Origin of the sequence: Rothia sp. (in: high G+C Gram-positive bacteria) (genome assembly GCF_030540545.1) — a bacterium.
GTDB lineage: Bacteria > Actinomycetota > Actinomycetes > Actinomycetales > Micrococcaceae > Rothia.
This window is the reverse complement of sequence record NZ_JAUNVZ010000008.1, coordinates 103,529-123,718: the sequence shown is the minus strand read 5'-3', so window position 1 is coordinate 123,718 and position 20,190 is coordinate 103,529. Positions and strand designations below refer to the sequence as shown.

General features: G+C 56.7%; 16 protein-coding genes. 4 read left to right on the top strand and 12 right to left on the bottom strand.

What is annotated here, in order from left to right; all coding sequences use genetic code 11:
* Positions 1-97 precede the first annotated feature (97 nt).
* The 5 genes from Q4P78_RS07850 to dinB form a co-directional block, all read right to left on the bottom strand.
* Positions 98-1,960 carry a penicillin-binding protein 2 gene (locus Q4P78_RS07850; RefSeq protein ID WP_303339813.1) on the bottom strand — a complete coding sequence of 621 codons (1,863 nt, stop codon included), beginning with the start codon at positions 1,958-1,960 and terminating at the stop codon, positions 98-100.
* A 176-nt stretch (positions 1,961-2,136) separates the two neighbouring features.
* Positions 2,137-3,012 carry an amino acid ABC transporter ATPase gene (locus Q4P78_RS07845; protein ID WP_303339812.1) on the bottom strand — a complete coding sequence of 292 codons (876 nt, stop codon included), beginning with the start codon at positions 3,010-3,012 and terminating at the stop codon, positions 2,137-2,139.
* A complete protein-coding gene (gene rsmH / locus Q4P78_RS07840) occupies positions 3,012-4,052 on the bottom strand; it encodes a 16S rRNA (cytosine(1402)-N(4))-methyltransferase RsmH (protein ID WP_303339811.1) in 1,041 nt (346 codons plus the stop codon). The genes Q4P78_RS07845 and rsmH overlap by 1 nt, the downstream gene beginning before the upstream one ends.
* Before the next feature lie 99 nt (positions 4,053-4,151).
* A complete protein-coding gene (locus Q4P78_RS07835) occupies positions 4,152-4,532 on the bottom strand; it encodes a DUF3040 domain-containing protein (protein ID WP_303339810.1) in 381 nt (126 codons plus the stop codon).
* A gap of 234 nt (positions 4,533-4,766) precedes the next feature.
* The gene (gene dinB / locus Q4P78_RS07830; protein ID WP_303339809.1) at positions 4,767-6,032 is read right to left on the bottom strand and encodes a DNA polymerase IV; all 1,266 of its coding nucleotides are present in this window, start codon (positions 6,030-6,032) and stop codon (positions 4,767-4,769) included.
* A 257-nt stretch (positions 6,033-6,289) separates the two neighbouring features.
* Between dinB and Q4P78_RS07825 the strand changes: the two genes are divergently transcribed.
* Entirely contained in the window at positions 6,290-7,414 is a 1,125-nt protein-coding gene (locus tag Q4P78_RS07825; RefSeq protein ID WP_303339808.1) for a polyprenyl synthetase family protein, read from the top strand.
* Positions 7,415-7,513: 99 nt separating this feature from the next.
* On the opposite strand, the gene Q4P78_RS07820 is transcribed toward Q4P78_RS07825, so the two are convergent.
* Positions 7,514-7,885: an Rv2175c family DNA-binding protein gene (locus tag Q4P78_RS07820; RefSeq protein ID WP_303339807.1), complete on the bottom strand. Its 372-nt coding sequence runs from the start codon at positions 7,883-7,885 to the stop codon at positions 7,514-7,516.
* Between the two features lie 255 nt (positions 7,886-8,140).
* Between Q4P78_RS07820 and Q4P78_RS07815 the strand changes: the two genes are divergently transcribed.
* On the top strand, positions 8,141-9,742 hold the full coding sequence (locus Q4P78_RS07815; RefSeq protein ID WP_303339805.1) for a serine/threonine-protein kinase: 1,602 nt from the start codon (positions 8,141-8,143) through the stop codon (positions 9,740-9,742).
* 109 nt (positions 9,743-9,851) lie between these two features.
* Here Q4P78_RS07815 and Q4P78_RS07810 read toward each other — a convergent pair whose 3' ends face one another.
* Positions 9,852-11,231, bottom strand: a complete 1,380-nt coding sequence (locus Q4P78_RS07810) for a class II 3-deoxy-7-phosphoheptulonate synthase (protein ID WP_303339804.1) — start codon at positions 11,229-11,231, stop codon at positions 9,852-9,854.
* Positions 11,232-11,495: 264 nt separating this feature from the next.
* Positions 11,496-12,236, bottom strand: a complete 741-nt coding sequence (locus Q4P78_RS07805) for a 1-acyl-sn-glycerol-3-phosphate acyltransferase (protein WP_303339803.1) — start codon at positions 12,234-12,236, stop codon at positions 11,496-11,498.
* A 174-nt stretch (positions 12,237-12,410) separates the two neighbouring features.
* Between Q4P78_RS07805 and Q4P78_RS07800 the strand changes: the two genes are divergently transcribed.
* Positions 12,411-13,505, top strand: a complete 1,095-nt coding sequence (locus tag Q4P78_RS07800; protein WP_303339802.1) for a carboxylesterase — start codon at positions 12,411-12,413, stop codon at positions 13,503-13,505.
* Between the two features lie 12 nt (positions 13,506-13,517).
* Complete coding sequence (locus Q4P78_RS07795) at positions 13,518-15,617, top strand: AMP-binding protein (protein WP_303339801.1); 2,100 nt, start codon at positions 13,518-13,520, stop codon at positions 15,615-15,617.
* A gap of 508 nt (positions 15,618-16,125) precedes the next feature.
* On the opposite strand, the gene Q4P78_RS07790 is transcribed toward Q4P78_RS07795, so the two are convergent.
* From Q4P78_RS07790 to Q4P78_RS07775, 4 genes are all read right to left on the bottom strand, one after another.
* Positions 16,126-16,725 carry a HEPN domain-containing protein gene (locus tag Q4P78_RS07790; protein WP_303339800.1) on the bottom strand — a complete coding sequence of 200 codons (600 nt, stop codon included), beginning with the start codon at positions 16,723-16,725 and terminating at the stop codon, positions 16,126-16,128.
* A gap of 1 nt (position 16,726) precedes the next feature.
* Positions 16,727-17,746: a DUF262 domain-containing protein gene (locus Q4P78_RS07785; RefSeq protein ID WP_303339799.1), complete on the bottom strand. Its 1,020-nt coding sequence runs from the start codon at positions 17,744-17,746 to the stop codon at positions 16,727-16,729.
* A gap of 192 nt (positions 17,747-17,938) precedes the next feature.
* A complete protein-coding gene (hemB, locus tag Q4P78_RS07780; protein WP_303339798.1) occupies positions 17,939-18,931 on the bottom strand; it encodes a porphobilinogen synthase in 993 nt (330 codons plus the stop codon).
* 414 nt (positions 18,932-19,345) lie between these two features.
* Positions 19,346-20,179 carry a uroporphyrinogen-III synthase gene (locus tag Q4P78_RS07775; RefSeq protein ID WP_303339797.1) on the bottom strand — a complete coding sequence of 278 codons (834 nt, stop codon included), beginning with the start codon at positions 20,177-20,179 and terminating at the stop codon, positions 19,346-19,348.
* Positions 20,180-20,190 lie beyond the last annotated feature (11 nt).

Sequence of the window (20,190 nt, the reverse complement as noted above, 5' to 3'; positions counted from 1 at the left end):
AAAGGGCGCGCGAAGGCGCTAAAGAGCGCAGACCTACTAATATTCTACCCAGTCTATTCTATGCCGGTTGGGGAATTTACCCCATTCACAGCCTAGATTAAGAATTTTTTTGAGCAGAATTATCCGTTACCAGCGGTTCGATCAGCTCCGGTTCCGTAGTGGAACGCGGTACCTTATAGGTCTGCAGCACCTTTTCCATAATCTTGGAAAACTGAGTGGTCACACCGATCAGACCCACCTGGCCCTGGGGACGCTGCAGGGTCAGAGAGACCACATAACGCGGATTATCAAGCGGAGCCACACCCACAAAGGAGGTGGTGTAGCCGCGATAGCCGCCTTTCTCCTCATCCGGGGCTTCCGCGGTACCGGTCTTACCGCCCACACGGTAGCCGGCAACGCGCGCATCCTGCACGTGGCCCTTCTCAACCACATTCTCCATGAGGGTTAGACAATCGCGAGCGGTTGCTTCGGAGACCATGCGGGTACCCTCAGCCACCGGCTGCTTATGCACAGTGCCATCCGGATCAATGACCGCGTCCACAATACGAGGCTTGAGTTTAATACCCTTATTCGCCAGAGCCTGGAAAATCATAGTGGTCTGCAGAGGCGTCTGGGAAACACCCTGACCGAAGAGCACCGTGAACTCCTGACGACCATCCCACTGGCGCCACTCGGGCACCAGCCCTCGCTGCTCACCGGTTAGCTCAATACCGGTGTACTCGCCCATGCCGTACTTCTTCAGCCATTCCCAGCGCTTGCGCTTCTCCAGCTTCTGGCCGACCAGCACGGTACCGGTGTTCATCGAGTCGGTAATAATACCCGAGAAGGTACGGCGCTGCGCCGGGTGGGTAAAGGTGTCGGTAAAGGTCTGGCCGTTAACGGTTAGGGTTGCGGGCACATCGTAAATGCTGCGCGGGGTGGTAATGCCCTCTTCAATCAGAGCCGAAGACGTTAGGATCTTCTCGGTCGAGCCGGGCTCCACGCCCATAGAAATAGCGCGAGGGGTCATATCGAAAGCGTTCTCAATGGTCTCGGCGCTCGGGTCCATCATGGAGGAATCAGCCATCGCCAAAATAGAACCATCGCGAATATCCATCACCACGGCGGTACCCCACTCAGCGTTGAGCTGGCGGGCGCGCTCGCTAATGACCTGCTGGGCGAAATACTGAATATCCTGGTTAATGGTCAGGCGCACGGTCTTACCGTTCACCGCCGACTCGGTGCTATTTTGAGCCACCGGAATACGCACACCCGCGGCACTAATCTCGTAGGTGCGCTTGCCGTCCTTGCCGGTCAGCGCCTCATCGTATACACGCTCAATGCCCACCGAATTATTGCGCTTGCGGGTCTGGGTGGTACCTTCAATGGCCTCGTCCACAATGCTATAGCGGCCAATCACAGAGCCCGCCAGGGAGCCATTGGGGTACAGGCGCTCGGTCATTACGGTGCCGTAAATATAGGGTGCCTGCAGCTGAGCAATACGGTCGTACACGGCGGGAGGCACGTTGGTTTTAATAACAGAGTAGCGGCTGGTGCCATCCAGCTTGGACTTCACAAAATTATCGTCAATGCTCGAATCCAGAGAACGCAAAATATCGGTCAGCTGATACACCAGCTCGGTCGGGGTGACCGTAACCGACTTACCATCAGCATTCCAATAGCTATAGTCCGCCACGGCGCTCTGATCGGCGACCAGGGTGTAGCGCTGCACGCTACGCGCCAGCACCACGCCATTAATATCGGTAATCTCACCGCGCAGAGCCGGCAGTACCTCTTCACGCTGACGCTGCTTGCGGGCGTTTTCCGCCATGCCCCTGGGGTCAAAAGCCTGAACATAGCTCAGTCGACCGGCAAGCAGAGCCGCGCCGCATGCACCCACGGCACCCAGCACAAAGGCGCGGCGCCCGAGCTTCTCGGGGTCGCGGGGTGCGGGTGCGGGGTTCGAATCGCTACGAGGCACGGGCTCTCCTTGATAGGTAGTGGTTTATGGGATAGATGGGGTTAGGCGGCAGTCCATGGGGTGACGAGGTTAGATAGCAGAGCTAGAGAGCAACCCTAGACAGTACCCCTAGGCACAGGGGTGCGCCGCTTCTCCCCTATAGGCTGGGGACGATACTCAGAAGCTAGCGATAGAAGCTAACGACGAGCGGCAGCAGTGCTCTGAGCGGGAGCCGGAGCAGCCTGACTCTGAGCCGGTGCGGGCACCTGAGTCTGAGCAGCCTGGCTCTGTGCGGGTGCCGGAGCCGCGCTGGTTGCAGCAGCCGAAGCAGAAGCACGAGCCGCAGCGGCAGAAGCGGAGGCACTGGCTTCTGCGCTCGCCTTCTTATCCGCCTCGCTCTGGGCGCGCGAAATATTCTGCGCATAGCTGCTATCACTACCAACCACCGGGGGCGCCACCAGATTCGGGGTCGCTCGTACCGGAGAGGCCGCGGGCGAGGGCATGCCCTCAATGGTATTGGTCTTCACATTCAGGCTCGCGGGCTGATTGGAAACAAACATCCCCAGAGTGGAGGCACGAATCGCCAAATCCTGCGGTGCCTGACGGTAGCCAATGTCCTGATTCAGCGCCTGGTTTTCCTGCAATAGGCGAGTTTCCTGCGCCTTGAGGGAGACCATATCATTCTGACGCTGAGCAATAACCACGGTCAGCAGCAGCGAAAAACCGAGGTAGGCAACAATAACAGCCAAAAAGCTATTGAGCACCATACGGGCTGAGCCGCGCTTAGCGCGCTTCTGCACCAGGGGTGCGCGGTTCTTCACCAGGGATTCGGGGGCAGCAACCGGGCGACGGCGGGTACGCTTGGGCTGCTCCTGATAAGAGTCTGCCTTGTCAAAGTGCGCATTTTCGGGCTGGGTCTTTTCAGCGCTGGTCTTTTCAGCGCGAACCTTTGCCGCACGCTTCGGCTCAGAAGATGCCGGGCGCTTCAGCTTAGCGGCAGAGCCCGCCTGAGGACCCTTATCCGCTGCAGATTCAGCCTCAGAGCCGCGGCGTAGCAGGGGGCGGCGAGCCACTAGGCCACCTCCATCTTAATCTTCTCGGCAGCGCGCAGCTTAGCACTGGCGGCACGAGAATTCTGCGCAATCTCTTCCTCCGTGGGAGGCTCAGCACCGCGAGTAATAATCTTCATGGTCGGCTTGTGCTCCTCCAGCTCCACGGGGAAACCCTTAGGAGCGGTGGAGGTTGCAGCGGTGCTCAAGGCGCGCTTGACGATCTTATCTTCCAGGCTGTGGTAGCTCATGGCGACAAAACGGCCGTCCAGAGCCAGCGCCTTCAGGGCTGCGGGTACGGCGCGCTCGAGCGCCTCCAGCTCGTGATTGACCTCAATACGCAGAGCCTGGAAGGTACGCTTTGCCGGGTGGCCACCCTTGCGCTGAGCGGCAACGGGCACAGCCGACTGAATAATTTTAACCAGCTCACCGGTGGTACGAATCGGCGCCTTTGCGCGCGCAGCCACAATCTTAGAGGCAATACGGCCGGCAAATTTTTCTTCACCCCAGGAGCGAATAATACGGCGCAGATCCTCTTCGCTGTACTCATTGACCACGATTTCGGCGGTTAGCGGGTCGGTGGAATTCATGCGCATATCCAGGGGTGCGTCATAGGAGTAGGCAAAGCCGCGGCTGCGCTCATCCAGCTGCATGGAGGAGACACCCAAATCCAGCAGAATACCGTCCATATGCTCCACGCCCGCAACCTCCAGGGCGTAGTCAATCTGATCGTAGACGGCGTGCACGGGGATAAAACGCTCGCCAAAGCGCGCCAGGCGCTGCCCGGCAATAGCGTGGGCCTGCGGGTCGCGATCAATACCGATCAGGGTCAGTTCGGGAAAACGCTCAAGCATGGCTTCGGAGTGGCCGCCCATACCCAGGGTGCCGTCAATGACCACGGCGCCGGGCTTGGAGATTGCCGGTGCGAGCAGATCCAGGCAGCGGTCGAGCATTACGGGCACGTGGCGTTCTCCGGCTTGGCGGTCGGATAGCTCTGCCAGGGATACGGCGGGGGCTGCACCCGCGCGGGTGGTCAGCTCATCGGCTGCGCTGTGCTCGGTCATGGTTCTCCTGCCGGTTGTATATTTCGGGGGGGTGAGGTGGGCGGTTAAATGCGTCATCCTGCGCTAAGCGTTATGGGCACGCTTGGCGCAGGCTGAAGACTAGAAGCGACCTTCTCCTCGTTCGCGTTCATCCCAGCGTTCTTCGAGCTTGCTCATAAATGCACTGGAGGGCTTGGTGGGCTGCTCGGAGGCGGGCGCATCGACCTGGCGGGAGGTACGCTGGGTGGATGCCCAGTACACACCAAAGGTTGCCAGAAGAAAGCCCAGCACGCCCAGCGCGGGTACCTTAATGGCGACCGCGCCGAAGACAATACCCAAGCCGAGCAGGATTGCGAGCACGCCAATAGCGATGGCGCGCGGCGTAATGGAGCTGACCGTCTTGGTCTGCTCCGCCATGGATTGAGCGAATTGAGGGTCCTCCGCACTCATCAGCTCTTCAAGCTGGGCGAGAACTCGCTTTTCATCCTCAGAAAGTGCCATGCCCTCCCCTTTTTGGGATTCTCAGCCCGGACCGATGCCCGGACAGTGTGACGATAGATAACAGTCTATACATTCTCAAGAATATATGCAGGCTGTCCTAGGTTCTCTTTGTATTCCATAGTACCCTGTTCCGTGCCCGCCCGGTAGCCATGCAGCCTATGAACAGGTACAGTGAGCCGACATTTAGCCCTGAGATGATTTATGACGCTCTGCCGGAGCGAATATGAGCATCTATTACTCCCCTCTTTTGATGTCTATGCCCTGCGCCAGGCGTACACTATCGGCGCCGAAACGCTGCCGAATGGTATCCATGGCATGTTCCACAGCGCTCCAATTGGGCTGGCGTTTCTGCTCGGCAATGGCTCCGCTCTCATCCATATCAAAGAGGGACGCTTGCATATCCAGCCCCTCATCGGAGAGCTTGGTAGCCGATACACCCACCAAGCGCAGAGCTCTGGGCGTATACTCCACCGAGCTATCGGCAACTCCCAAACCTGCCAGCTCGCTAGCAACCGCGCGGTAAAGATCCATACCCGAGTCGGTGGGTCTATCCAGGCGCACCGAGCGGGTGTGGGTTTCAAAACCGGCGTAACGGTATTTAATGCTCAAGCTCGCGGTGCGTTTGGATCGGGCGCGCAGCCTCTGCCCAATCTGCAGGCTCAAATAAAGCAGGACAGCGAGCACCTGTTCGCTCTCGCGAGTATCCGTTGCAAAGGTGTGTTCGGCACCCATGCTCTTTTCTTCGCGCTCGGTAATGACCGGACGGTCATCCTGACCGCGCGCCATGGCGTAGAGATGCTCTCCCTGAGCCGCACCAAAGGTTTGTATCAGCCAGGCAGGGTCGCATTCGCGCAGCTGGGCGATGCGCTCAACCCCGTAATTATTGAGTTTTTCGCGGCTTTTAGCGCCCACGCCCCAGAGTTTGCCCACCGGCAGGGGATCCAAAAATTCCTGAACCCGCGCGGGAGGAATCACCCAGAGCCCATTGGGTTTAGAGCCGGTAGATGCCATTTTTGCCAAGAGTTTATTGGGAGCCAATCCTGCCGAAGCCGGTAGCTGCAGCTCATCTTTAATGCGAGCGCGCACGCGCTGGGCAATATCCACCGGGTTCTGCCCGTGTTTATAGGCGCCGGTGAGATCCACAAAGGCTTCGTCCACGCTGATTTGTTCTACAAGCGGGCTTTCATCGCCCAGAATGGACATAATGGAGCGCGAATAGTGCCCGTAATTCCCTTCCAGAGGCAGCACATGTGCCTGCGGGCAGAGTGCCAATGCGCGAGAGAGCGGCATGGCGCTGCGCACCCCGTATTGGCGCGCTTCATAGGATGCCGAGCAGACCACCGAACGAGCTCCCAGGGGCGCCACAATAATAGGTGTGCCGCGCAAAGCGGGGTTGGCAAGTAGCTCAACATTGACAAAGAAGGCGTCCATATCCAGGTGCATAATCACACGGGGTTCCACCGCCTGAGCGCGCACGGGCTGCGGGTTTCGAGCTACCATAGACACCTCCTTTACCCTTCTTTATCCGTATCCTGCTTCTACGCTGAGTTCTTACACCCTCATCTGTGCCCTATAGAACACTCCGTCCATCAATTGAGTGTTCCAGCAAGCAGCCTAGAGAGTCACCAGTTATCCTATCCCTCTATACAGAAATTCTAACATATGTACTAAGAAATACATTCTATAACACGCTGTTTTTCGCCGAGCAAATACCCTAAAATAGAGGGCAGACACATTCCCCAACCGCAGGTAACACCATGACCGAAAACCTCACCCCTACCCAGCGCGAAGAGCAGGCATATATTGCCGCTCTGGAAGAAGAGCTGGCTTCCTTCCTGGACTATCAGCGTAAAGTTCTCACCGGTATTTCCCCCGACTCCCTGCCCCTGCTGGATGCCATTGCCGAGCTATCCACCGGCGGCAAGCGCCTGCGCGCACTGCTGGCATATTGGGGTTGGCGCGGTGCCGGTGGTGCCTCCATTCTCAGCGAAGAGAAGCCCCTGGAAATTATTCGCGCCGGTGTGGCTCTGGAACTCTTCCAGTCCTCTGCGCTCATTCACGACGATATTATTGACCGTTCCGATACGCGCCGCGGCAACCCGAGCGTGCACAAGCGTTTTGAAAACACCCACGAGTCCAAGAAGTGGCAGGGTGACACCTTCAATTACGGTCTGACCGGCGGTATTTTGGCGGGCGATCTGACCCTGGCGTGGTGCGAGCAGATGTTCTCTTCGATCGGTCAGGGTGCCCTCTACGGCACCGAGGCACGCCGTATTTTTGACGTGATGCGTACCGAGGTTCTTGCCGGTCAGTACCTGGATGTCTACTCCGAGGTTATCGGCATCGAGGATGCCGATACCGCCCTGGCACGCGCTAAAAACGTGATTCGATTCAAGTCTGCTCGCTACTCCTGCGAGCACCCCCTGACTCTCGGCGGCGCCCTGGCTCTGGGCGAGCGCGGCCATCGCGAACACTCCCTGCTGGACTCCTACCGCGCCTTCGGTCTGCCCCTGGGCGAGGGTTTCCAGATGCGCGATGATGAGCTGGGCGTCTTCGGCCAGCCCGAAACCACCGGCAAGCCCGCCGGTGACGATCTGCGCGAAGGCAAGCGTACCGTACTGGTGGCGCTCACCCTGCAGCGCACCGATGAGGCAGGCCGCGCCCTACTCGAATCCGCTCTGGGAGATGCCGACCTGAGCGATGAGCGCGTGGAAGAGATCCGCGAACTCATGAAGTCTAGCGGTGCCCTCAAGGAACTGGAGCATATGATTATGCTCAAGTCCATGGAGGTCGATTCGGCGCTGCGCTACCTGGAGATTCCCAGCGAATACCGTATGGCTCTGCACAAGGTGGCATCCCGCGCACTGCACCGCAAGCACTAAACGCCGCGCATTCAATGCCATAAAGCACTAAGCCCCGACCCATCAAAGGGTCGGGGCTTAGTGCTACGCCGTATTATCGAGCGAGCGCCTGCGCCTGTATTACCAGGCGAGAGCCTGTGCGCGGCGGCGAATCTCGGTCTTACGACCGTCAATCAGAGCGTCAATGGGGCGCCCCGGCAGGGAGGGATCCTCGGTGTACAGCCAGATGATCGCCTCCTGATCGCTAAAGCCGGAGTCCTTGAGAACCACCAGGGTACCCTTGAGAGATTCAAGGATCTTGTGGCCGTTCAGGAATAGGGCGGGCACCTTGCGGATATCGTTATCGGCAGGGTCGCGCAGGGCGATCAGGGAGCCATCGGAAATCAGGTTGTGGACGCGGGTTACCTTCAGGTCCAGCGCTTCGGCAATGTCGGGAATGGTTACCCATTCGCCAACCAGAGCGAAGGTTTCTGCAATATTTTCAGTAGTCACCCTTTAAGATTGCCAGATATGCCCTCTCTTTGCCAGTTATTGCGCGCTTTTATATTGAGGCGCTCCCCTCTTTTCTCGCCGGCTCTACCGCCCCGGCGCGTCCCCGCCGCGCCCCAGCCACCCCTGGCAGTCGCCCCACCAATGTCAGCACGGCAGTACCTCCCCTACGCCCTAAGCTATGAATCTGCTGAGAAGAGCGCCATCAATGCCCAAAGCAGGCGCAGCCTCCTCAAAAAGCCCGTAAAATCATGAGTGATGTCTGAAGCTGATTCTTTACCCAAAACCCACCAAAAATGGCTGACCGGCGCCACCCTTGAGGGGCGCTACCAGGTGCACCAGATGATTGGTCGTGGCGGCATGAGCGAGGTCTACTACGCCACCGACCTCTTTTCCAATGCCTCCGCAGCGGTCAAGGTACTCTCACCGCGCCTGGCTCTGTCGGCGACCAACCGCCAGAAATTCCACCGAGAAGAAGCTTCCCTGCGCCGCGTGCGCAGCGACCACACCATTGCGGTGCTCTCTTCCGGCACCGAATATATTGACAATAACCAGGTCATGTACATGGTGCTGGAGTATGTGCACGGCTGCACCCTCTCCCAGTTGCTCAGTGTGCGTTCCTGCCTGTCCCTGGGCGAGACCCTGGAGCTCATGCTGCCGGTGGTTGAGGGCCTGTCCGAGGTACACGCTCATCGTTTTGTGCACCGCGATATTAAGCCGGGCAATATTTTGATTGGCGATGATGGCACGGTCAAACTTGCCGATTTCGGTCTGACTCGCCGCGATGATCAGATTGAGGCGGGCGCTCCCATGGGTACCCCCGCCTACACTGCGCCCGAGGTGCTGGACCCGCAGGCTCATGTGGGTGCACAGGCGGATATTTTCGCGATCGGTGTGATGATGTACCGTATGCTGGCTGGTCGTCTGCCCTTTGTGGGTTTGGCGAGCGACCAGGAGGTTCTCTTCCACAATGCGAATGTGGATATGCCCGCCATTGCTTCGGTGGCTCCCGGTATTGACCGCGATATTGCGGGCATTATTGCCTGGTGCACTAACCGCAACCCGGCACACCGTCCCGAGGACGCCGCTGAGCTTTTCGCGGCTCTGACCGAGCTGAATCAGCGTCTGAGCCCTGCCGATCGTGCCTGGCGTAATGGCCCGGTGCCGCCTCCTCTGCTGAGCCTGCACGATGAGATTGATAAGCTGACCGCCAATAGCGGTAGGGATAAGCTGATTGCCAGCGCACCCATTAGCGCGATTAACGCCCCCAATGACCTTTTGATTTCCGGTGTGCTGCCCTCGGGTCAGTACTTCTCCTCTGCCGAGTCTCTGCAGGCAACCGATGCTCCCGTGGGCTTTGGCCCGGCGACTCGCGCGCAATCGGTGCTGCCTCCGACCCTGGAACCTGAGGATGCCCCGGAGATTCTGGAGCAGGTGATGCCCGGCGCTACTCAGGCTATTAGTGCCGGTGTGGCTTTTGATTACACTCAGGGTTCCGGCACTCCCGGTGTGGCGGGCGTGACCGGCACGACCGCCAATGTTATGGATGCTCCCCCGTCTTCGAGTTCTTATACCTCCCCCTCAGGCTCGATGATTCACGGTGCGGCGTCCCCGAATGCCTATGCGCGCCCGCGTGCCACTTCTGGGCCTGCGCCCGCTGAGCCGGCGCCGGTGCGTCCGCGCAATCCGCGTGTGCCGGAGGAAACTCTGGGCACTCCCCTGGATGCGGCAACCGCCGGTATTGGTGTGCTGGGTCTGATTTTCTTGATGCTGCTGGCGAGTTTCTTGGGCTGGTTGCTGGCGACTTCCCTGCTGCAATCGGCGTTTTGGCAGGGTATTTCTAAGACGCTGGGACTCTAGTACAGGACTCTAATACAGGGCTCTAGCTATAAGGCTCTACTATCCAGGCTCACAGAGCATAAGAAAATGACCCCGATACATGATGTATCGGGGTCATTGGTATGTCGGTTTACTTAGTGCCGCGGCGGCCCTTCAGGTACTCAGAGACCAGGAATGCAATCTCCAGGGACTGCGCATGGTTCAGGCGAGGATCGCACAGCGACTCGTAACGATCGGCGAACTCTTCCTCATTCACCGGGTCGGAGCCGCCCAAGCATTCGGCCACATCGTCGCCGGTCATCTCCACGTGGATACCACCGGGGAAGGAACCGAGTGCCTCGTGCACCTCAAAGAAGCCGCGCACCTCGTCCATGACATCGTTAAAGCGGCGGGTCTTGTAGCCGCTGGGCACGGAAATGGTATTGCCGTGCATGGGATCGGTCACCCACACGACCTTCGCGCCCTCGCGCTGCACGCCCTCGACGATTGCGGGCAGCTTCTCGCGAATCATGCCGGCGCCCATACGGGTAATGAAGGTCAGGCGGCCCGGCTCGCGGTTCGGGTCAAGCTTGTTAATCAGGGCGATAGCGTCCTCGGCGGTGGTGGTCGGGCCCAGCTTCACGCCGATCGGGTTGCGCACCTTGGAGAGGAAGTCCACGTGCGCATCCTCCAGACCGCGGGTACGCTCACCAATCCACAGGAAGTGTGCGGAGGTGTCGTAGGGCAGGTCGGTGCGCGAGTCGATACGGGTCAGGGCGCGCTCGTAGTCGAGCACCAGCGCCTCATGACCGGTGTACAAATCGGTGGTCTTCAGCGCCGAGAAATCAACACCGCAGGCCTCCATGAACTTCAGTGCTCGACCGATTTCACGTGCGGTCTGCTCGTAGCGTGCATGGTTCGGGTTGTCGGTGAAGCCGCGGTTCCAGGCGTGCACGCTGCGCAGGTCAGCGAAGCCGCCCTTAGTGAAGGCGCGGATCAGGTTCAGGGTGGAGGCGCTGGTGTGGTAACCGCGCAGCATACGCTTCGGGTCGTGGGCGCGCGCCTCGGGGGTGAAATCGTAGCCGTTGACAGTCTCACCGCGGAAAGACGGCAGGGTCACCTCGCCGCGGGTCTCCATATCGGAGCTACGCGGCTTGGAGAACTGGCCCGCCATACGACCCATCTTCACCACAGGCATGGACGCACCGTAGGTGAGCACCGCAGCCATCTGCAGCAGGGTCTTCACGCGGCCGGAAATCTTATCAGCGGTGGCACCTTCGAAAGTTTCGGCGCAGTCGCCGCCCTGCAGCAGGAACGCGTTGCCTTCGGCAACTTCAGCCAGCTGCGAGCGCATGGCATCTACCTCGCCGGCAAAGACCAGCGGGGGCAGGGCGTTCAGCTCTGCGATGGTGGGCGCATAGTCAGGGTGCTCGGCCCAGGTCGGCTGCTGGTCAATGTGCAGTTTACGCCAGTTATCCAGACCGTAGTCGATGGCTTTGGCGTTGGTTGCTGCGGTGGTTTCGGTGCTCATGTGTGTCTCACTTACCTATGGTGTACCGGTTGGTGCCTGCTGCGTTTTGTCTGTGTGCGGCGGGCTACACACACCATTATAGGCGAGGTGCGAGGCTTATGGTTAGTTACCCCTCGCTCTAAGCGAAGTGCAGGCATCACGCTAGAAAACGAACCCTGAACAGGGTGCAAAAACCTGTAAAGCAAGCGCCCGCGCTCGGTAGGAATTACCAGGCGCGGGCGCCTTGTGTGCATATCGCATCAGCCTCAGCTGCACTGCTACAGGCTAGCTCTTTTCAGCCAGCAGCTGCTCACTTGCCTGGCGTGCAGTTAGGCCCTCGCTCTTCATCAGCGCCTTGACCTTGGCTGCGTCTACATCGACATAGTCTTGGCCGGTCAGCTCACGAATCGCTTCACCAATACGGTCGGCAACACCGCGCTGCACCGAGTAGTCCTCGGCACGAGAAGAGTAGTGCCAGAAGTCCAGGGGCTTACCAATAATGGTTTTGACGGTAATCTTCTGACCCGCGTAGCGCGCGTGCGGGCGGTTGGAGCCAGCGCGCTGCACCAAATCGGTACCGATCTGACCAACCGGAATCACGGGCGCACCCGAGAGCATGGCAAGGCGCGCAACACCGGTCTTGGGGCGGTAGAAGCGACCGTCGGGGCTGCGGGTGCCCTCGGGATAAATGCCCAGGTAGCCGCCCTGCTCCAGAATATCCAGACCAGCCTGCAGAGACTCGGCGCTCTTAGAACCGCCGGATCGATCCATGGGCAGCTGGCCGGTGCGGGTGAAGAACTGGCGCATAGCGGCACCCTTCAAACCCGGGGTGGTGAAGTAGTCGCTCTTTGCCAAAAAATGCACCTTGGGGCCCACAGCCTGGGGAATAAAAATGGAGTCTACAAACGCCAGGTGGTTACTGGCGAGGATTGCCGGGCCTTCGGGCAGGTTTTCCAGGCCGGTGACCTCATGGTTGTAGAGCATATTGGACAGCGGGGTACCAACGGCTTTCAGAAATTCGTACATAGTCTTCTCTGTGTGTTGAGCGGAGCGGATTCTTGTCTTTGATTCTACTGTACTGCACCCCTCCCCCGCCGCGCGAATAGTATTTTTCCTCGCGAGGGAAGACACCCCTCGCGAGGAAAAATACTATTCGCGACGTCAGAGGGTAAGATAGCCTAGACACAGCAGGAGAGAGCCATGAAATTTATTGACGACCTCAAACAGGTAGCCCAACGCCGATTGGACACCCAAGCTGCCCAATCCACAGCGCAGGAACAGCAGGATAAGCCCAAACGCTACGGTCACGATGCGCGCGTGCAATTCGCCCAGGAACGCCTGGCGCAGCTGAACACCGCTACCCGGGAAAAGACCGCGCAGGCGCAGGTAAAGATTCAGCAGAGCGTTAGCCAGGGCGTGCAGCATATGCAGAGCCAGGCGGAGCGCGCCTCCTCCCTGCCACTGATGACCGCTCTCAAGGCCCTGGCGAGCGTGCCGCTGAACTCCCGCACTATTGCTTATGCACCCGAGGGGTATCGTCACGAGCCGATTCACTACGCCGGTGGGCGCGCCACTGCCGATAATGATACGGCGGTCATTATTATTCACGGTTTTACCGGCTCCCCGCACTCCATGTACCCCATTGCCGATTATCTGTGTGAGAACCGCTACCCGGTGGAAATGCCGCTGCTGACCGGGCACGGCACCGATACCGCTGCTCTGGCTGACTCCACCTATCGCGAGTGGCTGGGTTCTGTGGAACTGTCCTATCGTCGCCTGACTAAGCTGGGTTTTAAGGTGGTGCTGGTGGGTATGTCTATGGGCGGTGCGCTGGCGATTAATATTGCGGCGCGTTTTAAAGTTGAGGGACTGGTGCTGATTAACCCCTTCCTGGTGGATGTGAACCCCATGATGGGCGCCGCACGCTGGCTTGCTCCCCTGTTGCCTTCTTTGGCGTCTATTGGTAGTGATATTTCCATTCCTGGTGTGGATGAGGGTAGTTATGGCCGCACGCCCACCGCGGCGATTTATCAGCTGCATCTGTTGGGTAAGGAGACGCGTTCACTGGTGCACCGTGTGGAGGCGCCGGTGCTGTATTTGCGCTCCCGCAATGATCATGTGGTCTCGGACTCATCCCACGAGTTTTTTCTGGAACATTGTTCATCTCCGGTAGAATTTAGGTGGTTGCCCAATAGTTACCATGTGGCAACCCTGGATCGGGACGCGGCATTCGTGCTGGCGGAAACCGGCTCGTTCATTAACGGTTTGGTGCGCGATACGCGCACAGTGCAGTAGAGAGGCACGTCAATGATGATTCATTCTGTTCCCGCAGAGGTTATGTGCGACCCGGCGTTGAACCTGACCAGCATTCTTGAGCGCCGCTGCGCCGATTCTTCCAACCCCGTGATTTACCGTTGGCAGAAGTCCCCCGGTAACTGGCAGCCTGTGCGCGCCCAGTCCTTCCGCTCCATGGTGGTGGCTGTTGCCAAGGGCCTGATCGCGAGCGGTATTGAGCCGGGCGATCGCGTGGCGATTATGTGCCGTACTCGTTTTGAGTGGACCGTGCTGGATTTTGCTCTCTGGTATGCGGGTGCCGTGTCCATTCCGATTTATGAGACCAATGCCGCGGCTCAGGTGGCGTACCCCCTGGAGCATGCCGAGGTCAAGGCGATTTTCGTGGAGAACGATAAGCTTGCCGCCATCGTTGAGACAGCGCACGAGTTCGCCTCTTTTGAGCTGGAGCACACCTGGGTGATTGATCATGGCGCCTTGGACTCCCTGATTGCTCTGGGTGTTGCCGAGGGCGTGACCGACGAGCAGGTGGAGGCTTCCCGCGCCTTTGCCTCCGGCGAGGATTTGGCGACCATTGTGTACACTTCCGGCACGACCGGCCGCCCCAAGGGTTGCCCGCTCACCCATGGTAATTTCTTGAACCTGAGCGTGAACACCAAGATGGTGGAGCCGGAGATCGCGAACCCTTCGAACTCTCTGATTTTGTTCTTGCCCCTGGCGCATGTGCTGGCGCGTTTGATTGAGGTGCTGGCGCTGGATGCGGGCGTGGTGGTTGGTCACTCGCCCAATATTAAGAACCTGGCATCGGATTTGGATAGTTTTAAGCCAACCTTCCTGCTGGTGGTTCCTCGCGTTTTTGAGAAAGTATACGAGGGCGCCATGGCGAAGGCCGCTAAGGGCGGCACCGCTAATCAGCGTATTTTTGAGCGCAGTGTGGATATTGCGGTGCGCTGGAGCCAGGCGAAGGTTGCCGGTCGCGTGCCGTTTAAGCTGGCGGCTCAGTATAAGTTCTATGATGCGCTGGTGTACTCTAAGCTGCGCGCTGCTATGGGTGGCAAGCTGAAGTATGCGGTCTCTGGTGGTGGCCCGCTGGGTGTACGCCTGAATCATTTCTTCCACGCAGTGGGTATTGAAGTGGTGGAGGGTTACGGCCTGACCGAGACCTGCGCACCCATTGCTGCCGGTCGTATTCGCGGTTTTCAGATTGGTTCTATTGGCCCGCTGCTGCCGGGTGCTGAGGGTCGTATTGCTGAAGATGGCGAGCTGGAGGTTCGCGGTGTTGGCGTGATTCGCGGCTACTATAAGAACCCAGAAGAGGACGCTGTGGCGTTCACCGAGGACGGCTGGTTCCGCACCGGCGATTTGGCACGTTTTGATGAGCAGGGTCTGCTGAAGATTGTGGGTCGCAAGAAGGAAATTATTGTGACTGCCGGCGGTAAGAACGTGATCCCGGCGATTGCTGAGAATCATCTGCGCACCTCTCCCCTGGTTTCTCAGGCGATGCTGGTGGGCGATGAGAAGCCGTTTATTTCGGCTCTGGTGACTCTTGATCCGGATACCCTGCCGGATCAATTGGAGCACCTGGGTTTGCCGCGATCGCTGGCTATGCCGGAGGCTGCGGTGCACCCGACGGTGCGTGAGGCTATTCAGCGCATTGTGGATGAGGCGAACCAGCTGGTTTCCCGCGCGGAGGCCATTCGTGAGTTCCGTATTATGTCTAAGGATCTGACGGAGGAAGACGGCTACCTGACCCCTTCTCAGAAGGTGAAGCGCGCTAAGGTGCTGGCTGATTTCCAGGCGTATGTGGATGATATGTACGGTAAGGTTACTGCAACCCCGACGGGTGAGCGCCTGAAGGAGGCTGTGGAGCAGGCTTCAGAGAGGCTCGGTCAGGCTCGTGAGCAGCTGGCTGAGCAGTTCGAGCAGACTCGCGAGCAGCTAACTGAGGCTCGCGAACAGCTGGCTGAGCAGTTCGAGCAGACTCGCGAGCAGCTGGTGGAAGCGCGCGAGGCGGCCGCCGAACGCCTGGAGCTCACCCGCGAACAGCTCAATGAACGCCTGCAGGAATACCGTGCTTCTCGTGAGGATCAGGATACTCCTAGCGAAGAGCAGTAGTTATTAGACTGCAATCCGGCTATGCTGCGGATTGCTATCCGGCCGAAGCTTGCGAGGCCTGATAGCAATCCCCAGCTTACGCCGGATTGCTTTATTAAAGGTTCAGAAGGTCATATATCACCCGCATGGGATGAGCCTCTTTAGCTCAGGTAAGAAACAAACGTAAGAGCCCCCGGGAACGCTACTCCCAGGGGCTTGTCCCATGCGCTTTATTCGCTTTACGCTGTCCTCACATGGGATAAGTGTTCTACGACCGCAATCCGGTCGCATCTACTTCAGATGTGGCCGGATTGCTATATGTAGCCGTTTAGGGCGGCGCTCTCTAGTTCAGGTACAAAGCAAATACAAGAGCCCCGGAGAACCATCCTAAACGATGTAAACCCTACACCTGGTGGGCAAACATTTCTAATCTGCCTACAGCTGCAGGGATTTATTATACTTCACAGCCTGCAGGTTCTAGTTCACATTCTATATATTTACGCTCAGAGACAATTAGATTTCCTTCTGACTAGCCTTTCGGAGATATAACATCCACTACAATATTAGCAAATTCTTCAGCAAATTCACTATCTTCAATAGCTTTCACTCGAGAGACATTCTGACTCCCTCCATGAGCAACGCTATTACGAATCTTTGTTATTCTATTAAGATTTTCTTTAGCATCCTCATCTATACGGTCATCAATCGCTTCTTTCCAGTCTTTATCATATTGTGAAATATGTTTCACAATATTACCCCAAGAAGGATTTACCACCTGATTATCCGCAAGAGCAGAATTAAGAAGCTTAGTAAAGTACTCAGATTCTTGCGAGCTGTCTCTCAACACATAATGCTTAACTGCGTCCTTCACCATATTCTTTACAACATATTCTACATGCCCAGCAGAACGAAGAAGAAGAAATTTAGATATCGCATCTTCCAAATTATCAAGCGAATTGACAATATCATCTAGACGTTCAAGATCTTCGTCATGACGCAATGCCTGAAGAACCCCATAAAATGAATTTAATGATTCTCGAATGATTTCTATATGTTGCGCTACTTCTCTTAAATTCCGCAGGTCATCTGCACTATCATAAATACCTTGCCTCACCGAAAAGCTAGTCATCTTACAACACCCCAAATGCCTTTGCTACAGTAGCAAGACGTAATTTAAGCTGCTTATCATCGCTACCTGCACGAGTAAACGCATTATGAAGCTCAGTGCCCTTAACATCAACAGAGCCACGCAAATCTTCAATAATACCCTTCAAAGCCTGAAGGGTTACAGCCCCTTCAGTAGAGAGCTTTTTCATGAGTCCATAGTAAAGAGCGTCAGTCCATGCAACTGCAACAGTTGAGGTGGTTGACAGACGTAGCACTCGATTCTTGTCCTCGTCAATCTCTGCCAGCAGCGCACTTGCTTTCTTAAAAAGCTGAATAGCCTCTGCAGCGCCATCAGTAACACCGTCTTTATTTTCTTCCAAGAAACGATTCAAGAAAGACTTCATCGGCTTCTTATATTCTGCACCGTGAAGATAAATAGCTAAAATACGGGTTACAAGCTCATGATCGCGAACACGAGGATCCAGTTTATCATCGCCAATTTTATTGTAAATTTTTCGCCAGTTTCCGTCATGATTAAGCTGGGTAATTTCATGCACGATTTCACCGCCATACAGTGCGACGCGAATCTCATGAGGTGTAAGCTGAGAACCCCCAGAATTAAGGCGTTCGAAAATTTGATAAATTGCACTCATGTCATCCGGATTAGGAGACGATTTAACAATAACGGCAGAAAGATACGTATCAATAAACTTATTCTTTAAGTCCTCGGGCAAGGTCTTGAAAGAGTATCCTTTATATTCATCAGATACATACTGAAGATCTTTTGCCTTATATTCATCTTCTGCATTCATAAAACGATACAGAGTAGTAAGGCGCTGCTGGCCATCAAGAACAAGCTTTTTATTATCACTTTGTTCTACCAGAAATATACTAGGGATAGGATAACCCATTAAGATCGATTCAATAAATCGATCCATCTGCTGCTTTTTCCATACAAATCCCCGCTGAAAACTAGCAGTCTCAATCAAATCTTTATCTTCTAAATCACCAAATCGAGGAATTAAGATTTGCTTACGTCCCATACGTCGAACAAGACCTTCAATATCAAAATCTTGCCCTTTATAGGTTACACGAGGTGAGGCTTCAGAAGAATCTTCTAAATCTTCACGCTCCTCATCAGTAAGATGTGAATTACGATATTCTTCTTCGTAATCCTGGGTTTCCTCAGTATCTACGGGGGGGGGTAGAAACCATTATGTATTTCCTTTCTAGTATTAGTTATTAAGCCACTCCGCTACTTCAGTAGCGTAGTAGGTGAGGATCATGTCAGCGCCGGCGCGGTGAATGGACTGCAGGGACTCCATAACCACGCGCTTGCGGTCCAGCCAGCCGTTCGCGGCGGCTGCCTCAATCATCGCGTACTCGCCAGAGACCTGATAGGCAGCAACCGGAACAGTAGACATATCCGCCACGCGGCGAACCACATCCAGATACGAACCGGCAGGCTTAACCATCACCATATCCGCACCCTGCTCAATATCCAGCTGCACCTCAAGCACAGACTCACGAACATTCGCAGGATCCTGCTGATAGGTCATACGGTCACCCTTAAACGTCGAACCCACAGCATCACGGAACGGACCGAAAAACGCCGAAGCGTACTTCGCCGAATACGCCAGAATCGACACATCCTCAAAACCAGCACGATCCAGCGCCTCACGCATCGCAGCAATCTGGCCGTCCATCATACCCGAAGGCGAGACCACATGAGCACCCGCACGAGCCTGAGACACAGCCATACGACAATACGCCTCCACCGACGCATCATTATCAACCACCAGGTTACCGCGGCCATCATCAACCAGCGGGCCACAATGGCCATGAGTCGTAAACTCATCCAGGCACGTATCAGCAATCACCACAACGTCGTCACCAAAACGATCACGCACCGCAGCAATCGCACGATTCAAAATACCATCCGGATCCCAGGCGATAGAACCAGTTTCGTCCTTATCGTCATCCAGCGGCACACCAAACAAGTCAATCGCACGCACACCCGCAGCAATCGCACGCTCAACCGCCGGCAACAGCGACTCAACAGTATGCTGCACCTGCCCAGGCATCGACGCAATCGGCTGAGGAGAATCAATACCATCACGCACAAAAAACACCTGAATCAGCTGCGAAGGGCGCAACGCACTCTCAGCAACCAACTCACGCATAGCAGCGCTCGAACGCAAACGGCGCGGACGACGGACCAGTTCCATAAGCCAACCTCTAACATAGAGAGCCAGCCCCGCAGGTGATCACGCAGGGCAGAGCGCCGGAGACACTCCACCTTCCACTATAAAACATTGCTGGCCGGTATGTCAGATAGACAGGGCGGCGACACGGTAGGATATTTGGGGAAATCTACCCTTACCCTACGCCCGGTGAATCTGCGAGGTACTCCTGTAGGCGCGCCATATATCTACGCTCGTGTACTTACTGTTCTTTGGGGTATAGGTAGAAGATGCTAGGCGATAGGAGCACGCTACTACGGCTCAAGGAATCTTACTCCCTTGAGTGTTTGGGTTTTAGCAGGGCGAGTACTGCGGTCGCTAGATCATGCGCTGCTGAGCTATGCCTTCCCCTAGCATTGGCTCTGTCAGAGAACAGCCTGCACGCCATTCACCTCGCTGTTATTCTCTTGACTGTTTGGGGTCTAGCAGGGCGAGTACTGCCGCCGCTAAATCGCTCGCGCTGGGGGTTGCCGATACACTATGAGTCAGCTCCATAAGTTCCGCGCGCGCTGCCGTACTACGACCAATAGCCACCAGATTCTGCGGGAAAGTGCCATTCACATAAGCCTGGGGGTCTTGGATTGCTAACCCCGATGCAATAGCTTCTAGCGGCGGTATATCGTGGGGATGTTGCTGAGCGTGCAGGTACTCCGGGCTCAGTGCGAGCGCCGTCAGCAGCGAAGGAGCCGTAGCCACCACACAGTCATAACTCTGCAAGTGCTGCTGAGCGTACTCCAGGGAGCACTCCCCCGCATGCAGGTGCTCGGCAGGTACCGGGCGCATGCTGTAGGTCTTCTCAACCGTGACCGTATAGCCTTTAGCAGCGAGCCCCTCGCGCAGAGTCGGGCGTGCTGTGGCTCCCTCCAGTACCAGTACCTTATCGGTACTGCCCGCGGGGCTGTCGGGAAGCTCAGCCAGCATGGTGGAAGCATCCGCACGGCTGGGCGTAAAAACAACCGTCAGGTCGCGCTTGGTGAGCGCTTTAGCGGTGGCGCCTCCAACGCAGGCAATGGGTGCGCCCGCAGCGCGTATCCGGTTCACTTGGGAGTTCGTGAGAGCATGCACTGTGTTAGCACTGGTGACCGTAATATAGGCGTACTCCGCCAGGTCATTCGGCAGGCTAAAGGGCAGGTATTCGGGCTCAAAAATAGGCGCGCAATCAATATGCATACCGGGCATGCGCTGCTGCAATTCCTCAATGAACTCAGCGGCCTTAGCACGCGTGCGTGTCATTAATACTTTCA